Below are 14,944 nucleotides of genomic sequence, written 5' to 3'. Positions count from 1 at the left end.
GATATGAGTGTTGAGTTATGAGTTATGAGTTATGAGTTATGAGTTATGAGCAACCACGAGCCTAACCAACTAAAAAACCAAAAACCTAACCAACTAAAAAACCTAACCAACTAAAAAACCAACTAACTAAAAAACCAAAACCTAACCAACTAAAAAACCAACTAGCTAAACAACCAAAAAACCAACCAAACGACTAAACAATCAAACCATCTTTCATTACTACAACCCTATCGCTGGTTTTAGCTAAATGTTCGTTATGCGTTGCAATTACAAAAGTTTGCTTAAAATTATCGCGTAAGCTTACAAATAGTTGATGAAGCGCTGTGGCATTTTCTGAATCTAAATTTCCCGAAGGTTCATCAGCCAATACAATTGCTGGGTTATTTATTAAAGCCCTTGCAATGGCTATACGTTGCTGTTCGCCACCCGAAAGTTGGTTCGGTTTATGGAAAGCACGATCTTTTAAGCCAAATAAATCTAAAAGTTCTATTGCTCTTACTTCAGTTTGTTTTTTGCTTTTGTTCGCAATAAAAGCCGGAATACAGATGTTTTCTAAAGCAGAAAATTCGGGCAATAAATGATGAAACTGAAAAACAAAACCAATATTTTGATTCCGGAAATTACTTAATAAATTCCCGCTGAGTTTATTTACAATTGTGCCTTTTAGTTCCACCTCACCACTGTCAGGTTTATCTAACGTGCCTAAAATATGCAGAAGCGTACTTTTACCAGCACCAGAAGCCCCGATAATACTTACAATCTCGCCTTGCGCCACTTCAAAATTAACCCCTTTTAAAATAGGCAATTTACCATACGATTTTTTTATTCCAGTGGCTTTAAGCATGGGGCAAAAATAGTTAAAAGTTTAAAGAGCAAAGAATGAGAGAACAAAGATAAAAGAATAAAGACCGAGGGGGTTAAAAGCTGAAAGACTAAAGCTGAAAGCCTAAAGCTGAAAGACTAAAGCTGAAAGACTAAAGACTAAAGCTGAAAGCCTAAAGACCGAAGCTGTGGAAAAGGCATCCATTTCGGAAAAGATAATGATAAAAGCTTAAAAACCAAAGCCGTGTCAAAGGCATCCGGCTGGGAAAAGATGACGACAAAACTAAAGCAATAGAAAAGCCTACATGTTTTTAAAAGCCCCTTTGGAGTTTGGGTGTAAGCACCCAAACCGGTGAATTTTAACTAAAAACATTAAACCAAATTTATTTTCCCAAAAATAAATTTGCAACTATAAATAATTTACCTAACTTTGAAATACAAAGCACTTTTAAAATGGATAATCAAGAAGAACAATTAAATACCTTAAAAGATATTAGGCAGATGATGGATAGATCATCGAGGTTTATCTCTTTAAGTGGTTTATCTGGTGTTTTTGCTGGTGCAATTGCCTTGATGGGCGCTTATTTTGCTTACGAAGAAATTAATAAGTTTATCGAGAAAAGAGGCTATTCTTCTGGTTACCAAGGAGTATTTGATATACAGTACAACTTAATTAAATTAGCTGTAATCATCCTTATTGTTTCGTTAGCAGGCGGTATTCTATTTACATACAGAAAAAGTCAAAGGAACAATTTACCAATTTGGGATAAAACCTCAAAAGCACTTTTAATCAATCTATTAATCCCACTGGTTGCTGGCGGCTTATTCATTATTGCACTCTTGATACGCCATGAAAATACTTACTTTATCATCGCTCCTGCCTGTTTAATATTTTATGGTTTAGCTTTAATTAATGCAAGCAAATATACCTATAGCGATATTCGTTATCTGGGCTATTGCGAAGTTATTTTAGGCTTAATCTGTATGTTTTACACAGGCTACGGAATACTTTTCTGGGCTTTTGGTTTTGGCGTGTTGCATATTGTTTATGGTCTTTTAATGTATTTTAAATACGAGAGAGGCCAAATAAATGAATAATCCAATCGCCAATTTAAATAAAATATTCGACAGCCGAATTAGGCTGGGCGTAATGTCTATGCTTGTGGTTAACGATGAAATTGGCTTTAACGATTTGAAACAACTGCTGGAGTTAACAGACGGAAACTTGGCGTCGCATTTAAATACTTTAGAGCAAGCAACATTTATTAAAGTGCACAAAGGTTTCATTGGGCGTAAAACAAGCACCACCTACTCTATCACAACTTTGGGCCGACAAGCTTTTAAATCACATTTAGACGCGCTTGAAAAAATGATAAAAAAATTGTAAGTATTTTTTTTTGATTATATACTTTGAAATACAAAGCACTTTTAAAATCGAAAATATAAAATGAAGAAACCTGAAGAATCTAAAATTATTCAAATCTCAAAGAAAGTTGCGGTATGCTCTACAGGGATTGGCACATTAATATTACTTGCCTTTTTAATCACTAAGGCTGATTTGTTGATGCCGTTTGGACTATGCTATATATTAATAGCCATAGTTATAAATGGTGTTTTCGCACTCTTATTAGTTATCGAATGCTTAAGTAATTTAATCCATTGGAGAAAATATATCGCAACAATAATTTTCATGCTTGTAAATATCCCATTAAGCATTTTCTACTGTTACATCGCCTTAAATTTAAAATTCTAAAACTTAAAAAATGAGAACAAGATCCAACTTTCTACTCCTATCAACATTATTTGGTGGGCTATTATTTACCTGTCTTTTTTGGATGGAACGCCTAGCCATCAACCTATTAATTTACAGCGTTTTCATCATAGCAATTAGCTTTTTTAATTCTGAAATTATTAAAAGCAAAAAATTTATAATTTATGCAATTGCGAATCTATTTGCAGCGGTTTTAGTTGTCATCAACAATTCTGACCTTACACTTGCAACCTATTACATTAGCCTAATCCTTTTCGTTGGTTTTGCACACTATCAAACCATTCGCAATATATTTTCGGCTGGTTTAGCAAGCCTTTTGCAAATCATGGCTGTTCCGGCAAGCATACTTCGCCATCTTTATCAATTCAAAGTTGGAAGATTCAATCTAAAACCGATTTTTAAGCTCACAAAATATATCCTACTGCCTATAATTATTGTGGTTATTTTTGCCAGTATTTACAGTAGTGCCAACGAAGTTTTCGCACATTACCTAATATCAATTAGTCATAGCATCTCCCTATTTATAAGTCGAATATTTAGTTTCATTTTTCAAGATTTAAGTATTGCTCGCTTTCTACACATCTGTTTAGGCATCTTAATAAGTGGTGGTTTAATCATTACATTTTACAACAGAAGTATAGAAAAATTAGAAAGCAATTGTACAGAAGATTTGATCAGAAACCGACGGGATAAAGATAGAAAGAGTTTATGGTTTGAAATTGCAAACACGTTTACAAGTACAATCGTTTCTAAAAACATGGCGCTTAAAACCGAATATGTTATCGGTGTTATATCGTTTATTGCACTAAACATTTTACTGCTCATGGTAAACTTCATAGATATTTCTACGCTTTGGTTCGGCTACAAACCATCAGGTAATTTTTCGGCCGATTTGCACAACGGAACCAACTCGCTAATTTTCAGTATCCTTTTAGCAATGGCGGTGATTTTATATTTCTTCAGAAAAAATTTAAACTTTTACAGCAAAAGTAAAACGCTTCGTTTTCTAGCTTACGCATGGATTATCCAAAATTTAATCTTAATTATTTCGGTATTCATTCGCGATGGGTATTACATAGAATTTTACGGTTTAACACATAAAAGAATTGGCGTTTCGGTATTTGCACTGCTCTGTATTATCGGATTGGCAACTGTTTATTTTAAAGTAGGAAAGCAGAAAACATTGTTCTATTTATTTAAAGTAAACGGTAATATATGGTTTGCATTATTATTAATATTTAGCACCATTAATTGGGATGTTTTTATTGCCAAATACAATTTAGCACATCGTGATAAAATCTCTTTGGATGTTGATTATTTGCTTTCCCTATCGGATAAAACTTTGGTTGTTTTGGATGAGAATAGACAGATTTTACACTTTACAGAGGGCACAGATTTAGCAGATAGAACGTATGCCATGCCCGAAAATTTAAGTTATTATCAAAACCAACTCGACCAGCGAATAGGCTTTTTTAAAGAGCGATATAAAGAAGTAAGCTGGTTATCGTGGAATTTACAAGATTGGAGAGTGGCAACACATTTTGGTTTTAACAAACGATGAAAAGAAGACATAAAATTTTTGCGATGATTTTGGCGGTTGCCAGTTTAGCTTGGTTTATACTAGCGAACATCACAGACGAGATTTTTAGTTTACCAACTAACCGAAGCAGATTTTAAATAAAGTTTTTAGATGGAAGCGAAGATAGAGCGATGATATAAAGTCAACGAGATCTTCTATTAGCCATCGAATGACATAACTGCATGATGCAAATATTCATCAGATGACTTTTAATGGTTATTTAATTCCCAAACCTCACAAAACGTTCATTTTCTAAAAAATTAGCCATCTTTTGTTTGATTAGCGCCTTTGAAATTGTAGCTTTGAGCAAATTTTGTAGCAAATGAATATTCACGAATACCAGGGTAAACAAATATTAAAAAGTTTCGGTGTTAACGTTCAAGAAGGAATCGTTGCCGATACGCCTGAGCAAGCTGTTGAAGCTGCTAAGCAATTAAAAATCGATTACAATTCTGATTGGGTTGTTATTAAAGCGCAAATCCACGCTGGTGGTCGCGGTAAAGGTGGTGGTGTTAAATTAGCCAAAAACCTCGAAGAAGTTAAACAACGCGCTACCGATATTCTTGGTATGCAGTTGATTACGCCTCAAACCGGACCAGAAGGTAAATTGGTAAGCAAAATTTTGGTTGCGCAGGATGTTTATTATCCAGGTGCTTCTGAAACTAAAGAATATTACATTTCTGTATTGTTGGATCGTGCAAAAGGTCGCAACATTATTATGTACAGTACCGAAGGCGGTATGGATATTGAGGAAGTTGCCGAACATACGCCACATCTTATTTTTAAAGAAGAAATTGATCCTAAAGTTGGTTTACAAGGTTTCCAAGCCCGTAAAATAGCTTTCAAATTAGGTTTAACTGGTGGCGCGCATAAAGAAATGGTTAAATTTGTAACTGCTTTGTATAAAGCTTACGATACGACAGATTCTTCGATGTTCGAAATTAACCCGGTTTTAAAAACATCTGATGATAAAGTTATCGCTGTTGATGCCAAAGTTGACATCGATGAAAATGCATTGTATCGTCACCCAGATTATGCAGCAATGCGCGATACCATGGAAGAAGATCCAATGGAAGTTGAAGCAAGTGCAAGTAACTTAAACTTTGTTAACCTTGATGGTAACGTAGGTTGTATGGTTAACGGCGCTGGTTTAGCAATGGCAACCATGGATATTATTAAATTAGCTGGTGGCGATCCTGCTAACTTTTTAGATGTTGGTGGAACTGCAAACGCACAAACTGTGAAAGCGGCTTTTAATATCATTTTGAAAGATAAAAACGTTAAAGCAATTTTAATTAACATTTTTGGCGGTATTGTACGTTGTGACCGTGTTGCGCAAGGTGTTATCGATGCATATAAAGAAATCGGCGATATTCCTGTGCCAATTATCTGTCGTTTACAAGGTACAAATGCAGAAGAAGCTAAGAAATTAATTGACGAATCTGGACTTAAAGTTTACTCTGCAATTGCGCTTAAAGAAGCTGCAGATTTAGTAAGTAAAGTATTGGCTGAGCAAGCGTAAAAAGACTAAAGCTGAAAGACTAAAGACTAAAGCTGAAACACTAGAGCTGAAAATACAAAGCTTAAAGCAACATAATAAACTATAAAAACCTTTCGGTGCAAACTGGAAGGTTTTTTTTATGCTCAGAAGTTGATCATTGCGAAGCTAATTTTTCTTGGGCTGTGGCAATCTTTTTAACCAATTCTGTTTATACTTTTTGTCATTACGAAGCTAATTCTAATTCTGCTGTGGCAATCTTTCTGATGAAAATATAATGTTTTTTTTTTGAAAAATCAGGGCTCGGTAATTCTTCGGTTGTTGTAGCCCCGCTTTCCTTCCTGCCGAGAAAAACGGCATCCATCCAATCGGGTTTATTTAACAAAGTACTGTGCATTTAACTAAACCAATTCATCGCCCAAATAAATGAAATCATTAAATTCTTCCCTCTCGGGTAGCTTGATCATTTTGTTTATTCAGATCTAAATTCTAAAATATCGCCAGGTTGGCAATCTAAAACCCTGCAAATGCTTTCTAAAGTTTCTAACCGCACGGCCTTTGCTTTACCAGTTTTTAGTATCGATAAATTAGACATCGTAATACCCACCTGCTCACTTAATTCGGTCAGTGACATTTTACGCCGGGCAAGCATTACATCTAAGTTTATAATTATAGGCATAGTTTAGGTGTAATTTAAATGGTTAAATCGTTTTCTTGTTTAAGCTCAATCCCCTTTTTAAAAACAAAAGCAATTGTTAATAATGTAATGCCCAGTACTAAAAGCCAAAACTCAAATCCTACATTCATAATCGCACTCAAAGTAAAACGTGTTAATTCTAAACAATTAAATAGAAATGTACCAAACGAAAGCATTACACAGTACCAACCCATCGTAGTTAACCGTTCAATGTTTTCGACACTAAAAACCTCGCCTCTTTCAACAGCATCCATAAAACGGTACAAGTATAAAAACACTCTGAGTGATAAGAATAGAATTATGATCAATAAAATGCCTTGCAGAAACGAGAGAAGATTAAAAGATAAACTCACACCATTGTTTGCATCTTCCATCCCTTTTTTAAAACCCTCAATTCCGTCACCAAATGTAGAAATGATTAAGCCGCTCAACAAAATCACAATATAAATAACCTTAATTAGCTTGATTTGATTTTTAGTGTTCATATTTATATTGTTAAGTCCTTTTCTTTTTTCAAATTCAGTTGGGTTTTGACACAAAATAACTTGATTCTGCAATTATTTAATTATTTATTTCACAAACATAATTATTTAATTATTGTAATTCATAATTTATTTATTGATAATCAATAAATAAATATTATTTTTCAATGTTTTAGGTTCTCATCCCTTAAAATCTGCCAAATATAATTTGGAATGATTTTTGTTAGTAAATTATATTGTATAATTCATTGCAAACACTTATATTTTCAGCAGTTTATCTTTTCAGATTGCTGTTTTTTTAGTAGCTTTGCAGACTCAAATAATTTAAGAGCACACCGTAAGTATAAATGAGACAACTCAAGATAACTCAATCCATTACCAACCGCGAAAGTCAGTCTTTAGACAAGTACTTGCACGAAATTGGTAAAGTAGATTTAATAACAGCCGAAGAAGAAGTAATTTTAGCAAGAAAAATTCGTGAGGGCGATCAAGCTGCATTAGAGCGTTTAACAAAAACAAATTTACGCTTCGTTGTATCAGTTGCAAAACAATATCAAAATCAAGGCTTAACTTTAGGCGATTTAATTAACGAAGGTAACTTAGGATTAATTAAAGCCGCAAAACGTTTTGATGAAACTAAAGGTTTCAAATTTATATCTTATGCAGTTTGGTGGATCCGTCAGTCTATACTACAAGCAATTGCCGAGCAAAGTCGTATTGTACGTTTACCTTTAAACCAAGTTGGTTCATTAAGCAAAATCAGTAAAGCTTTTTCTAAATTAGAGCAGGAATTTGAACGTGAGCCATCTCCTGAAGAATTGGCAGAAATTTTAGAAACTACGGTTGAAAAAATTTCCGATACTTTGAGTAATTCTGGCCGCCACGTATCTATGGATGCGCCTTTCGTTCAAGGTGAAGAAAATACATTGTTAGATGTATTGGAAAACCACGAACCAAATACCGATAGCTCATTAATCAACGAATCGCTATCAGAGGAAATTAAACGTTCTTTATCTACTTTAACAGAAAGAGAAAGAGAAATTATAGTCTTATTTTTCGGTTTAGGCTCAAACCATCCATTATCGCTAGAGGAAATTGGAGAGAAATTTAATTTAACACGCGAACGTGTTAGACAAATCAAGGATAAAGCGTTACAACGCTTACGTCACACTTCAAGAAGCAAAATCTTAAAATCTTATTTAGGATAAAATTATAGAACATATTTGTTTTAATAAATGAAAGATCGGACATAGCATCCGATCTTTTTTTTTACTTTTGCCCCAATTTCTAACCAAATTATTCATTTCATGTTAAACAAATACCAGACTGAGTTTCAGAGCTGGATTGAAAAAGAGAAAAAGGCTATTGAACTTATCAATGTAGTCGGTAATCTCTGGTTTAATCGCTCTGTTGAACTCGTTTTATTTAGAAAACCCTTGTTCGATATTGGAAGCAGTGAGATTTTGGCTCACCACCAATATGCAAGATCCATCAGCGGTAAAGACATTTCTATTTATGAAACTTTAGAATTAGCGAACACTATTGCCAAATGCAATTTTGCGCCGTCCAGAATAGATATTGGAAGACTAACTTCCGAGTGGCTTGACGAAAATAATACTTTCGCATCAATGTCCGACTTTGTAATCACAAAATTATCTGCTCATATTGGCAAAGACAAGAAGCAGTTAAAAGCAAAAGATGTTGTGTTGTATGGTTTTGGTCGCATTGGCAGATTAGCAGCCCGAGAATTGGTTGCACAGGCCGGAAAAGGCGAACAGTTGAGGCTACGTGCAATCGTAACGAGATCGTACAGCGATCACGAACTTACTAAACGAGCAGAACTTTTACGAACAGACTCTGTACATGGAAACTTCAATGGTACAATTATAGAAGACTTCGAGAATAAAGCATTGATTATTAACGGTCAAACGGTTTACATTATCCAAGCAAATCATCCTGAAGATATTGATTACACTGCCTTCGATATTAACGATGCCTTAATTATTGACAACACGGGTATTTATAGAGATCGAGAGACTTTGAGTAAGCACTTAAAGGCCAAAGGCGCACAAAAAGTATTATTAACTGCACCAGCCAAAGGCGATGTACCGAATATTGTGGCCGGCATTAACGAGCATAATTTCGATTTCAAAAAAGAAAATATATTTTCAAATGCTTCGTGTACCACAAATGCGATTACGCCGGTTTTAAAACTTATTGATGATGCTTTTGAAATTGAAAAAGGACATATTGAAACCATTCATTCCTACACAAACGATCAAAATTTATTAGATAATTACCACAAAAAATATCGTCGTGGACGTTCGGCTGCCTTAAATTTAGTAATTACAGAAACAGGAGCCGATAAAGCTGTTTCTACGGTTTTACCAAAATTAGCGGGCAAATTAACAGGAAATGCGGTTAGAGTACCCACACCAAACGTATCTTTAGCCATTTTAAACTTAACACTTAAGAAAAAAACAGATTTAGCAACGATCAAGGATATTTTAAAAAACGCTTCCCTTTTTGGAGATTTATCAGAACAGATTGAATATTCCATCTCAAACGAATTGGTGAGTAGCGATTTAATCGGCAATACACATGCCTCTATTATCGATGGGCCTGCAACAATTTTATCTAAAGATGGGAAAACAGTAGTTCTGTACGCATGGTACGATAATGAATATGGCTATACTAGACAAGTAATTCGGTTGGCCAAAAAACTCGCTGACGTAGTGAGGTTAACTTATTATTAATCATCATTCGATAATTATTAATAAAAAAGATCGACTATCCATTATGCTGGATTTTCGAAGTACCTTAACGTGAATTAAAAAAGAGTCTATCTTATGGTTGATTCTGACACTTAACAGCAGCATAATATTATCTGTAGCCGTCCTTCCCGCGCAGGCGGGAATCGTAATCGACAGAAAGACCACTAAATTACAATTCAGCTCAACGAGCCAATTAAAATTTCAATTATAAAAAAACGGCAATTACAGTGGATGTAATTGCCGTTTACTGACTTATAATCTCTACCTAATGATTAAAACAACAAATGTTTAACTGTTAATCCATTATTAATCAACTGCTTTAAAGAGTCTATTCCAATTCTTAAATGTGTTTCAACATATTTCTCAGTAATCGCACTATCACTTTCCGCGGTTTTTACGCCTTCGGGTATCATAGGTTGATCAGAAACTAGTAATAATGCGCCTGTTGGAATTTTATTGGCAAAACCCGTTGTAAAAATAGTTGCTGTTTCCATATCAACAGCCATTGCGCGCAATGTTTTTAAGTATTTTTTAAAATCCTTATCGTGTTCCCAAACTCTACGATTTGTGGTATAACAAGTGCCTGTCCAATAATCTCTACCATGATCTCTAATCGTTGTAGAAATTGCTTTCTGTAAAGCAAAGGCAGGCAGTGCAGGTACTTCTGCAGGGAGGTAATCGTTTGATGTTCCCTCTCCCCTAATTGCGGCTATTGGCAAAATTAAATCGCCCAATTGGTTTTTCTTTTTTAAGCCACCACATTTACCTAAAAACAATACAGCTTTCGGTTTAATAGCAGTTAATAAATCCATCATGGTAGCGGCAAGTGGGCTTCCCATTCCAAAATTTATAATTGTAATGCCGTTTGCGGATACGCTCTGCATCGGTTTATCTAACCCCATGATTGGTGCATCATCATTCCACTGCGAAAACATGGTTACATATTTACTAAAGTTAGTTAACAAAATATACGCTCCAAATTGATCTAACGATCTGCCGGTATACCTTGGCAACCAATTATTAACAATGTCTTGTTTTGATTTTAAACCTGACTTTACAGCCGAATTAACTTCTTTATTTTTTTTAGATTTCTCTGCAAGCTTTTCATCTTTTTTTACGTCTTTTTCCTCGTTCATATATTTGTAATCTTGAAATAAGTTAAGAAAAATTTATGACCTAACCAAATTTTAATGCACAAAATGCTATATATAAGGTTTATAATTACGACTTTCATAGTTTTCACATCTTTCCAGCGCACTAGATGTAAAAAGAGTAAGTCAAAAAAAAACCTCTCGTTATTAGCGAGAGGTTTTTTTTAAGCCACTTGTAATTGTTTAAAATTGGCCTTATCAAATTTTTGAACTGCATAATCTAAAGTGATATGCAATTCTTTTACATCAGTTTGTGTAGGCGTATCAAACATGGCATCTAGCATAATGGCTTCGCAAATAGACCTTAATCCACGGGCACCGAGCTTATATTCCATTGCTTTATCCACAATATAATCTAAAACATCATCATCAAATACCAGTTTAACATCTTCATAAGCGAACAGTTTTATATACTGTTTTACCAATGAATTTTTAGGTTCTGTTAAAATGTTTCTCAGCGATTCTTTATTTAGTGGCGTTAAGTGTGACAATACCGGAATACGGCCAATTAACTCGGGAATTAGTCCGAATGATTTTAAATCTTGAGGAGTAATGTATTTGTATAGATTTTTCAAATCTAACACCGTTTCGTCTTTCTTTACCTTATATCCTACCGCTTGGGTACGTAAACGATTGGCTATTTTACGTTCAATACCATCAAATGCACCACCACAAATAAATAAAATATTGTTGGTGTTTACAGGTATCATTTTTTGATCAGGGTGTTTACGACCTCCCTGAGGTGGAACGTTAACCACTGTGCCTTCTAATATTTTAAGTAAAGCCTGTTGCACACCTTCGCCAGAAACATCACGTGTAATGGATGGATTATCGCTCTTACGCGCTACTTTATCCACTTCATCAATATATACAATTCCGCGTTCCGCAGCACTTACATCATAATCGGCAGCCTGCAATAAACGCGTTAAAATACTTTCTACATCTTCGCCAACATAACCAGCTTCTGTTAAAACCGTAGCGTCACAAATACAAAAAGGAACATGCAAAATTTTCGCAATGGTTTTTGCCAAAAGCGTTTTACCCGTGCCTGTTTCGCCAACCAGCATAATGTTCGATTTTTCAATCTCAATTTCGTCCTTATCAATTTTTTGATTTAGACGCTTGTAGTGATTGTAAACCGCTACTGACAAAACCTTTTTAGCGTCATCTTGACCGATTACATATTGATCCAAATGATTTTTTATTTCAAGTGGTTTTAACAATGTAATTGCATCGTGTATATTTTTGGTGTTCTTTGAACCCAATTCCTGGGCAAGCAACAAATTGGCTTGGGTAACACACTTATCACAGATAAATGCGTCCATACCCTCAATTAACATCAGCGTTTCATGCTTGCCAGAATGACAGAATGAACAGCGGGATTCTTTATTTTGCTTCGCCATCTTTTTTTGCGTTTCTCGATAAAACTTCATCAACCATACCAAAACCCTTCGCTTCTCCAGCAGTCATCCAGTAATCGCGATCAGAGGCTTTCTCTACCCAGTCGTAAGTTTGACCAGAATGCTCTGAAATGATATCGTATAATTCTTTTTTCAATTTCAACATTTCTCTCAAGTTGATCTCCATATCAGAGGCAACACCTTGCGCGCCACCAGAAGGTTGGTGAATCATTACGCGAGAGTGAGGCAATGCAGCACGTTTGCCTTTTGCACCAGCTACCAATAAAACAGCGCCCATAGATGCGGCAATACCAGTACAAATTGTAGCCACATCTGGCTGAATGTACTGCATGGTGTCATAAATTCCCAAACCTGCGTAAACAGAGCCACCCGGAGAATTAATATAAATTTGGATATCTCTTTCTGCATCTGCAGATTGTAAAAACAGCAATTGTGCTTGGATAATGTTAGCATTTTGATCGTAAATAGCATCACCTAAAAAAATGATACGGTCCATCATCAACCTTGAAAACACATCCATTTGAGCCACATTTAACTGGCGCTCTTCAATAATATAGGGCGTCATGCTTTGTGGATTAACATTCGCCTGTGCAATAAATTTATCTACGTGTAAGCCACCAATACCTTGATGTTTAACTGCAAACTTTCTGAACTCTTGTGAATCTATATTCATGTTATATTCTGATTAGGAATGGTAAGCTTTTTCGGGATTACCAAGCTATAATTTTAATAAAATTTTATGATATGATGGTTAATTTCCGTGCCAATTTATTGAAATATTTAGATATATAATGCAATTTTCCATAATTCAACACTAAAAAAAAGCCAATACTCAATTAATGAGCAAATTATAGACATAAGAGTCATAAAATTTACATACGGAAGAATAAAAAAAGAGCAACTTAATAAGTTGCTCTTTTAAAGGTTTCTTTAATAAACTGACAATTGGTCAGTGGAGATTACCCAGTTGTTAAGGCTACAAACTTATCGTAATCGATATCTTTCTGATCTAAAGTAACAACAGATTTGATTTGCTCGAAAGTTTTAAGTGCTTTTACTTCTTCAAACATACGGTTAGCATTTTCTTTCTCTTGTAAAAATTGGCCAGCATACTGTGCCAACTGATCTTCGGGAAGCGGACTAGGGCTGTACATTTTAAACTGTGCGTCTAATTTTGCTTTAGCAGCCTTTACAACATCTTCATATTTTATTTCAATGTTGTTGTCTTTCATAATTTTATTCTCAATCAAAGTCCATTTAAGGTTTTTAGCAAAATCATCATAACCTTCTGCCAATTCTTCATCCGATAATTTTTCGTTTGTTGCTTTTAACCAACGGCGTAAAAATTCATCAGGCAACTCTAATTTATGATTGCTCAGCAACTGCTCATAAATATCATTTGATAGCTTACGATCTGCATCTTGCGTAAAAATATCTTCTACTTCTTCCGTAATTTTTGCTTTAAAACCAGCTTCGTCAGTTACTAAACCTGCTCTAAAAATTTTATCGTAAAATTCTTGGTTTAGGTCTGACTCTTCTAAGCGATTTACATTTTTAACCACAACCTTAAATTGATCAGTTATTGCAGCAACATCCTCTTCAGGAATATTTAATGCTTTCGCCACCACCGCTACATCATCAAAAGCCTTTTTAATATCTATGGTAACTTCGTCGTCTTTCTTTAATCCCGTTAAGGTTTTTGCAATCGCTTTATCTTTTACTAAATCTAAACGGAGCGTAGCAGTGCTCGAAATACCACCTTCCACGTCGGTACCATCTGCATTAACTTGGGTAGCTGATGCGTAAAGCACATCACTTTCTTCAGATACTTCTGGATTACTCATTTTACCGTAACTGCGGCGAATGCTTTTTATTCTTTTATCTAAAGTTTCCTCATCTGCCTTAATTACATATTGCGTAAACTTATCTTTAGAAGATATATTTACATCAAACGATGGTGCTAAACCAAGTTCGTAATCAAATTCAAATTCATCGGTATTGTCCCACTTAAAATCTTTTGCGTTATCCAACAACGGTAAGGGCTGACCTAAAATTTCTAATTTTTGTTCGGCGATGTAGTTAGATAAAGAATCACTCAATAACGTGTTGATTTCTTCAACCAAAATACTTTTACCATACATTCTTTTAATGTGTGCAGCAGGCACCATTCCTTTACGAAAGCCGGGTAGTTGTGCTTTTTTAGCTTGATCCTTAATTGCCTTTTCGATTTTTTCGGAATAATCTGTAGGTGCGATTTTGATTTTTACAACAGCAGTTAAGTTGCCGGTTTTTTCCTGTGTAATATTCATTTTAGCTATAAGATATGAGACATGAGATTTGAGACTGATCCCAAACGGCACATCGATTTATATTAATTTTTTATCAACGTCTTTTAAAAACAAAACCGTTTCGATTAAAATCGAAACGGCTTCATAATTGTGCGGATGAAGGGACTCGAACCCCCACGCCGTGAAGCGCCAGATCCTAAGTCTGGTGCGGCTACCAATTACGCCACATCCGCAGTTAGGATTTAAATTGGATTGCAAAGATAGAACTTAGAATCAATTATCAAAAAGTAATGCACCTATTTTTAACTTTTTATTTAAAAAAAACCAAAACATTTAGCTAAGTACCTAATTTTTAACAGGAAAGATTTACAACTATTTTTAATATTTTAATTTTTTGTATAAAATGAATGCTACAAACTTATTTTTAAACCAATAATGAAACCCAGTACTAAAACTTTTGA

Annotated in this window: 15 protein-coding genes and 1 tRNA gene; 7 read left to right on the top strand and 9 right to left on the bottom strand. The window is 34.7% G+C overall.

Annotation, left to right across the window (positions count from 1 at the left end; genetic code table 11):
- Nucleotides 1–193 precede the first annotated feature (193 nt).
- Nucleotides 194–844, bottom strand: a complete 651-nt coding sequence (locus EZJ43_RS08665) for an ABC transporter ATP-binding protein (RefSeq protein ID WP_133262305.1) — start codon at nucleotides 842–844, stop codon at nucleotides 194–196.
- Between the two features lie 431 nt (nucleotides 845–1,275).
- Between EZJ43_RS08665 and EZJ43_RS08660 the strand changes: the two genes are divergently transcribed.
- From EZJ43_RS08660 to sucC, 5 genes are all read left to right on the top strand, one after another.
- Nucleotides 1,276–1,920 (top strand): hypothetical protein, encoded by a 645-nt coding sequence (locus tag EZJ43_RS08660; protein ID WP_207924597.1) that lies wholly within the window; start codon nucleotides 1,276–1,278, stop codon nucleotides 1,918–1,920.
- A complete protein-coding gene (locus EZJ43_RS08655) occupies nucleotides 1,913–2,209 on the top strand; it encodes a winged helix-turn-helix domain-containing protein (RefSeq protein ID WP_133262303.1) in 297 nt (98 codons plus the stop codon). Before EZJ43_RS08660 ends, EZJ43_RS08655 begins: the two co-directional genes overlap by 8 nt.
- Nucleotides 2,210–2,269: 60 nt before the next feature.
- Nucleotides 2,270–2,575, top strand: coding sequence for a hypothetical protein (locus EZJ43_RS08650; protein WP_133262302.1), 306 nt, complete (start codon nucleotides 2,270–2,272; stop codon nucleotides 2,573–2,575).
- A 10-nt stretch (nucleotides 2,576–2,585) separates the two neighbouring features.
- The gene (locus EZJ43_RS08645) at nucleotides 2,586–4,154 is read left to right on the top strand and encodes a DUF4153 domain-containing protein (RefSeq protein ID WP_133262301.1); all 1,569 of its coding nucleotides are present in this window, start codon (nucleotides 2,586–2,588) and stop codon (nucleotides 4,152–4,154) included.
- A 340-nt stretch (nucleotides 4,155–4,494) separates the two neighbouring features.
- Entirely contained in the window at nucleotides 4,495–5,694 is a 1,200-nt protein-coding gene (gene sucC, locus EZJ43_RS08640) for an ADP-forming succinate--CoA ligase subunit beta (RefSeq protein WP_133262300.1), read from the top strand.
- 202 nt (nucleotides 5,695–5,896) lie between these two features.
- On the opposite strand, the gene EZJ43_RS17095 is transcribed toward sucC, so the two are convergent.
- The 3 genes from EZJ43_RS17095 to EZJ43_RS08630 all read right to left on the bottom strand — a co-directional run bounded on the left by EZJ43_RS17095 (nucleotide 5,897) and on the right by EZJ43_RS08630 (nucleotide 6,852).
- Complete coding sequence (locus EZJ43_RS17095; protein ID WP_165953114.1) at nucleotides 5,897–6,067, bottom strand: hypothetical protein; 171 nt, start codon at nucleotides 6,065–6,067, stop codon at nucleotides 5,897–5,899.
- Nucleotides 6,068–6,142: 75 nt separating this feature from the next.
- Nucleotides 6,143–6,349 carry a helix-turn-helix domain-containing protein gene (locus tag EZJ43_RS08635; RefSeq protein WP_133262299.1) on the bottom strand — a complete coding sequence of 69 codons (207 nt, stop codon included), beginning with the start codon at nucleotides 6,347–6,349 and terminating at the stop codon, nucleotides 6,143–6,145.
- 14 nt (nucleotides 6,350–6,363) lie between these two features.
- A complete protein-coding gene (locus tag EZJ43_RS08630; protein ID WP_133262298.1) occupies nucleotides 6,364–6,852 on the bottom strand; it encodes a DUF2975 domain-containing protein in 489 nt (162 codons plus the stop codon).
- 344 nt (nucleotides 6,853–7,196) lie between these two features.
- On the opposite strand from EZJ43_RS08630, the gene EZJ43_RS08625 reads away from it, so the two are divergent.
- Together EZJ43_RS08625 and EZJ43_RS08620 are read left to right on the top strand one after the other, a co-directional pair.
- Entirely contained in the window at nucleotides 7,197–8,057 is an 861-nt protein-coding gene (locus EZJ43_RS08625; protein ID WP_133262297.1) for a sigma-70 family RNA polymerase sigma factor, read from the top strand.
- Between the two features lie 99 nt (nucleotides 8,058–8,156).
- The gene (locus tag EZJ43_RS08620) at nucleotides 8,157–9,605 is read left to right on the top strand and encodes a glyceraldehyde-3-phosphate dehydrogenase (RefSeq protein WP_133262296.1); all 1,449 of its coding nucleotides are present in this window, start codon (nucleotides 8,157–8,159) and stop codon (nucleotides 9,603–9,605) included.
- Between the two features lie 290 nt (nucleotides 9,606–9,895).
- Here EZJ43_RS08620 and EZJ43_RS08615 read toward each other — a convergent pair whose 3' ends face one another.
- The 5 genes from EZJ43_RS08615 to EZJ43_RS08595 all read right to left on the bottom strand — a co-directional run bounded on the left by EZJ43_RS08615 (nucleotide 9,896) and on the right by EZJ43_RS08595 (nucleotide 14,716).
- Nucleotides 9,896–10,759 (bottom strand): AMP nucleosidase, encoded by an 864-nt coding sequence (locus EZJ43_RS08615; RefSeq protein WP_133262295.1) that lies wholly within the window; start codon nucleotides 10,757–10,759, stop codon nucleotides 9,896–9,898.
- Nucleotides 10,760–10,938: 179 nt separating this feature from the next.
- A complete protein-coding gene (gene clpX, locus EZJ43_RS08610; protein WP_133262294.1) occupies nucleotides 10,939–12,177 on the bottom strand; it encodes an ATP-dependent Clp protease ATP-binding subunit ClpX in 1,239 nt (412 codons plus the stop codon).
- Nucleotides 12,161–12,868, bottom strand: coding sequence for an ATP-dependent Clp endopeptidase proteolytic subunit ClpP (clpP, locus tag EZJ43_RS08605; RefSeq protein WP_133262293.1), 708 nt, complete (start codon nucleotides 12,866–12,868; stop codon nucleotides 12,161–12,163). Before clpP ends, clpX begins: the two co-directional genes overlap by 17 nt.
- Nucleotides 12,869–13,154: 286 nt before the next feature.
- Nucleotides 13,155–14,504, bottom strand: coding sequence for a trigger factor (gene tig, locus EZJ43_RS08600; protein WP_133262292.1), 1,350 nt, complete (start codon nucleotides 14,502–14,504; stop codon nucleotides 13,155–13,157).
- Nucleotides 14,505–14,634: 130 nt separating this feature from the next.
- Nucleotides 14,635–14,716 (bottom strand) — tRNA-Leu (locus EZJ43_RS08595).
- Nucleotides 14,717–14,944: the final 228 nt, after the last annotated feature.

The organism is Pedobacter changchengzhani (assembly GCF_004354365.1).
GTDB lineage: Bacteria > Bacteroidota > Bacteroidia > Sphingobacteriales > Sphingobacteriaceae > Pedobacter > Pedobacter changchengzhani.
Note: the sequence above shows the minus strand (reverse complement) of the source record. Positions and strands in the feature narration are given on the sequence as shown.

Excerpts from the sequence above, each read along its gene's own strand:
- EZJ43_RS08620 (WP_133262296.1), top strand. The coding sequence starts at position 8,157 with ATGTTAAACAAATACCAGACTGAGTTTCAGAGCTGGATTGAAAAAGAG.
- EZJ43_RS08625 (WP_133262297.1), top strand. The coding sequence starts at position 7,197 with ATGAGACAACTCAAGATAACTCAATCCATTACCAACCGCGAAAGTCAG.
- EZJ43_RS08660 (WP_207924597.1), top strand. The coding sequence starts at position 1,276 with ATGGATAATCAAGAAGAACAATTAAATACCTTAAAAGATATTAGGCAG.
- EZJ43_RS08665 (WP_133262305.1), bottom strand. The coding sequence starts at position 844 with ATGCTTAAAGCCACTGGAATAAAAAAATCGTATGGTAAATTGCCTATT.
- EZJ43_RS08650 (WP_133262302.1), top strand. The coding sequence starts at position 2,270 with ATGAAGAAACCTGAAGAATCTAAAATTATTCAAATCTCAAAGAAAGTT.
- EZJ43_RS08635 (WP_133262299.1), bottom strand. The coding sequence starts at position 6,349 with ATGCCTATAATTATAAACTTAGATGTAATGCTTGCCCGGCGTAAAATG.
- clpX (WP_133262294.1), bottom strand. The coding sequence starts at position 12,177 with ATGGCGAAGCAAAATAAAGAATCCCGCTGTTCATTCTGTCATTCTGGC.
- EZJ43_RS08645 (WP_133262301.1), top strand. The coding sequence starts at position 2,586 with ATGAGAACAAGATCCAACTTTCTACTCCTATCAACATTATTTGGTGGG.
- EZJ43_RS08630 (WP_133262298.1), bottom strand. The coding sequence starts at position 6,852 with ATGAACACTAAAAATCAAATCAAGCTAATTAAGGTTATTTATATTGTG.
- sucC (WP_133262300.1), top strand. The coding sequence starts at position 4,495 with ATGAATATTCACGAATACCAGGGTAAACAAATATTAAAAAGTTTCGGT.
- EZJ43_RS08615 (WP_133262295.1), bottom strand. The coding sequence starts at position 10,759 with ATGAACGAGGAAAAAGACGTAAAAAAAGATGAAAAGCTTGCAGAGAAA.
- tig (WP_133262292.1), bottom strand. The coding sequence starts at position 14,504 with ATGAATATTACACAGGAAAAAACCGGCAACTTAACTGCTGTTGTAAAA.
- clpP (WP_133262293.1), bottom strand. The coding sequence starts at position 12,868 with ATGAATATAGATTCACAAGAGTTCAGAAAGTTTGCAGTTAAACATCAA.
- EZJ43_RS17095 (WP_165953114.1), bottom strand. The coding sequence starts at position 6,067 with ATGCACAGTACTTTGTTAAATAAACCCGATTGGATGGATGCCGTTTTT.
- EZJ43_RS08655 (WP_133262303.1), top strand. The coding sequence starts at position 1,913 with ATGAATAATCCAATCGCCAATTTAAATAAAATATTCGACAGCCGAATT.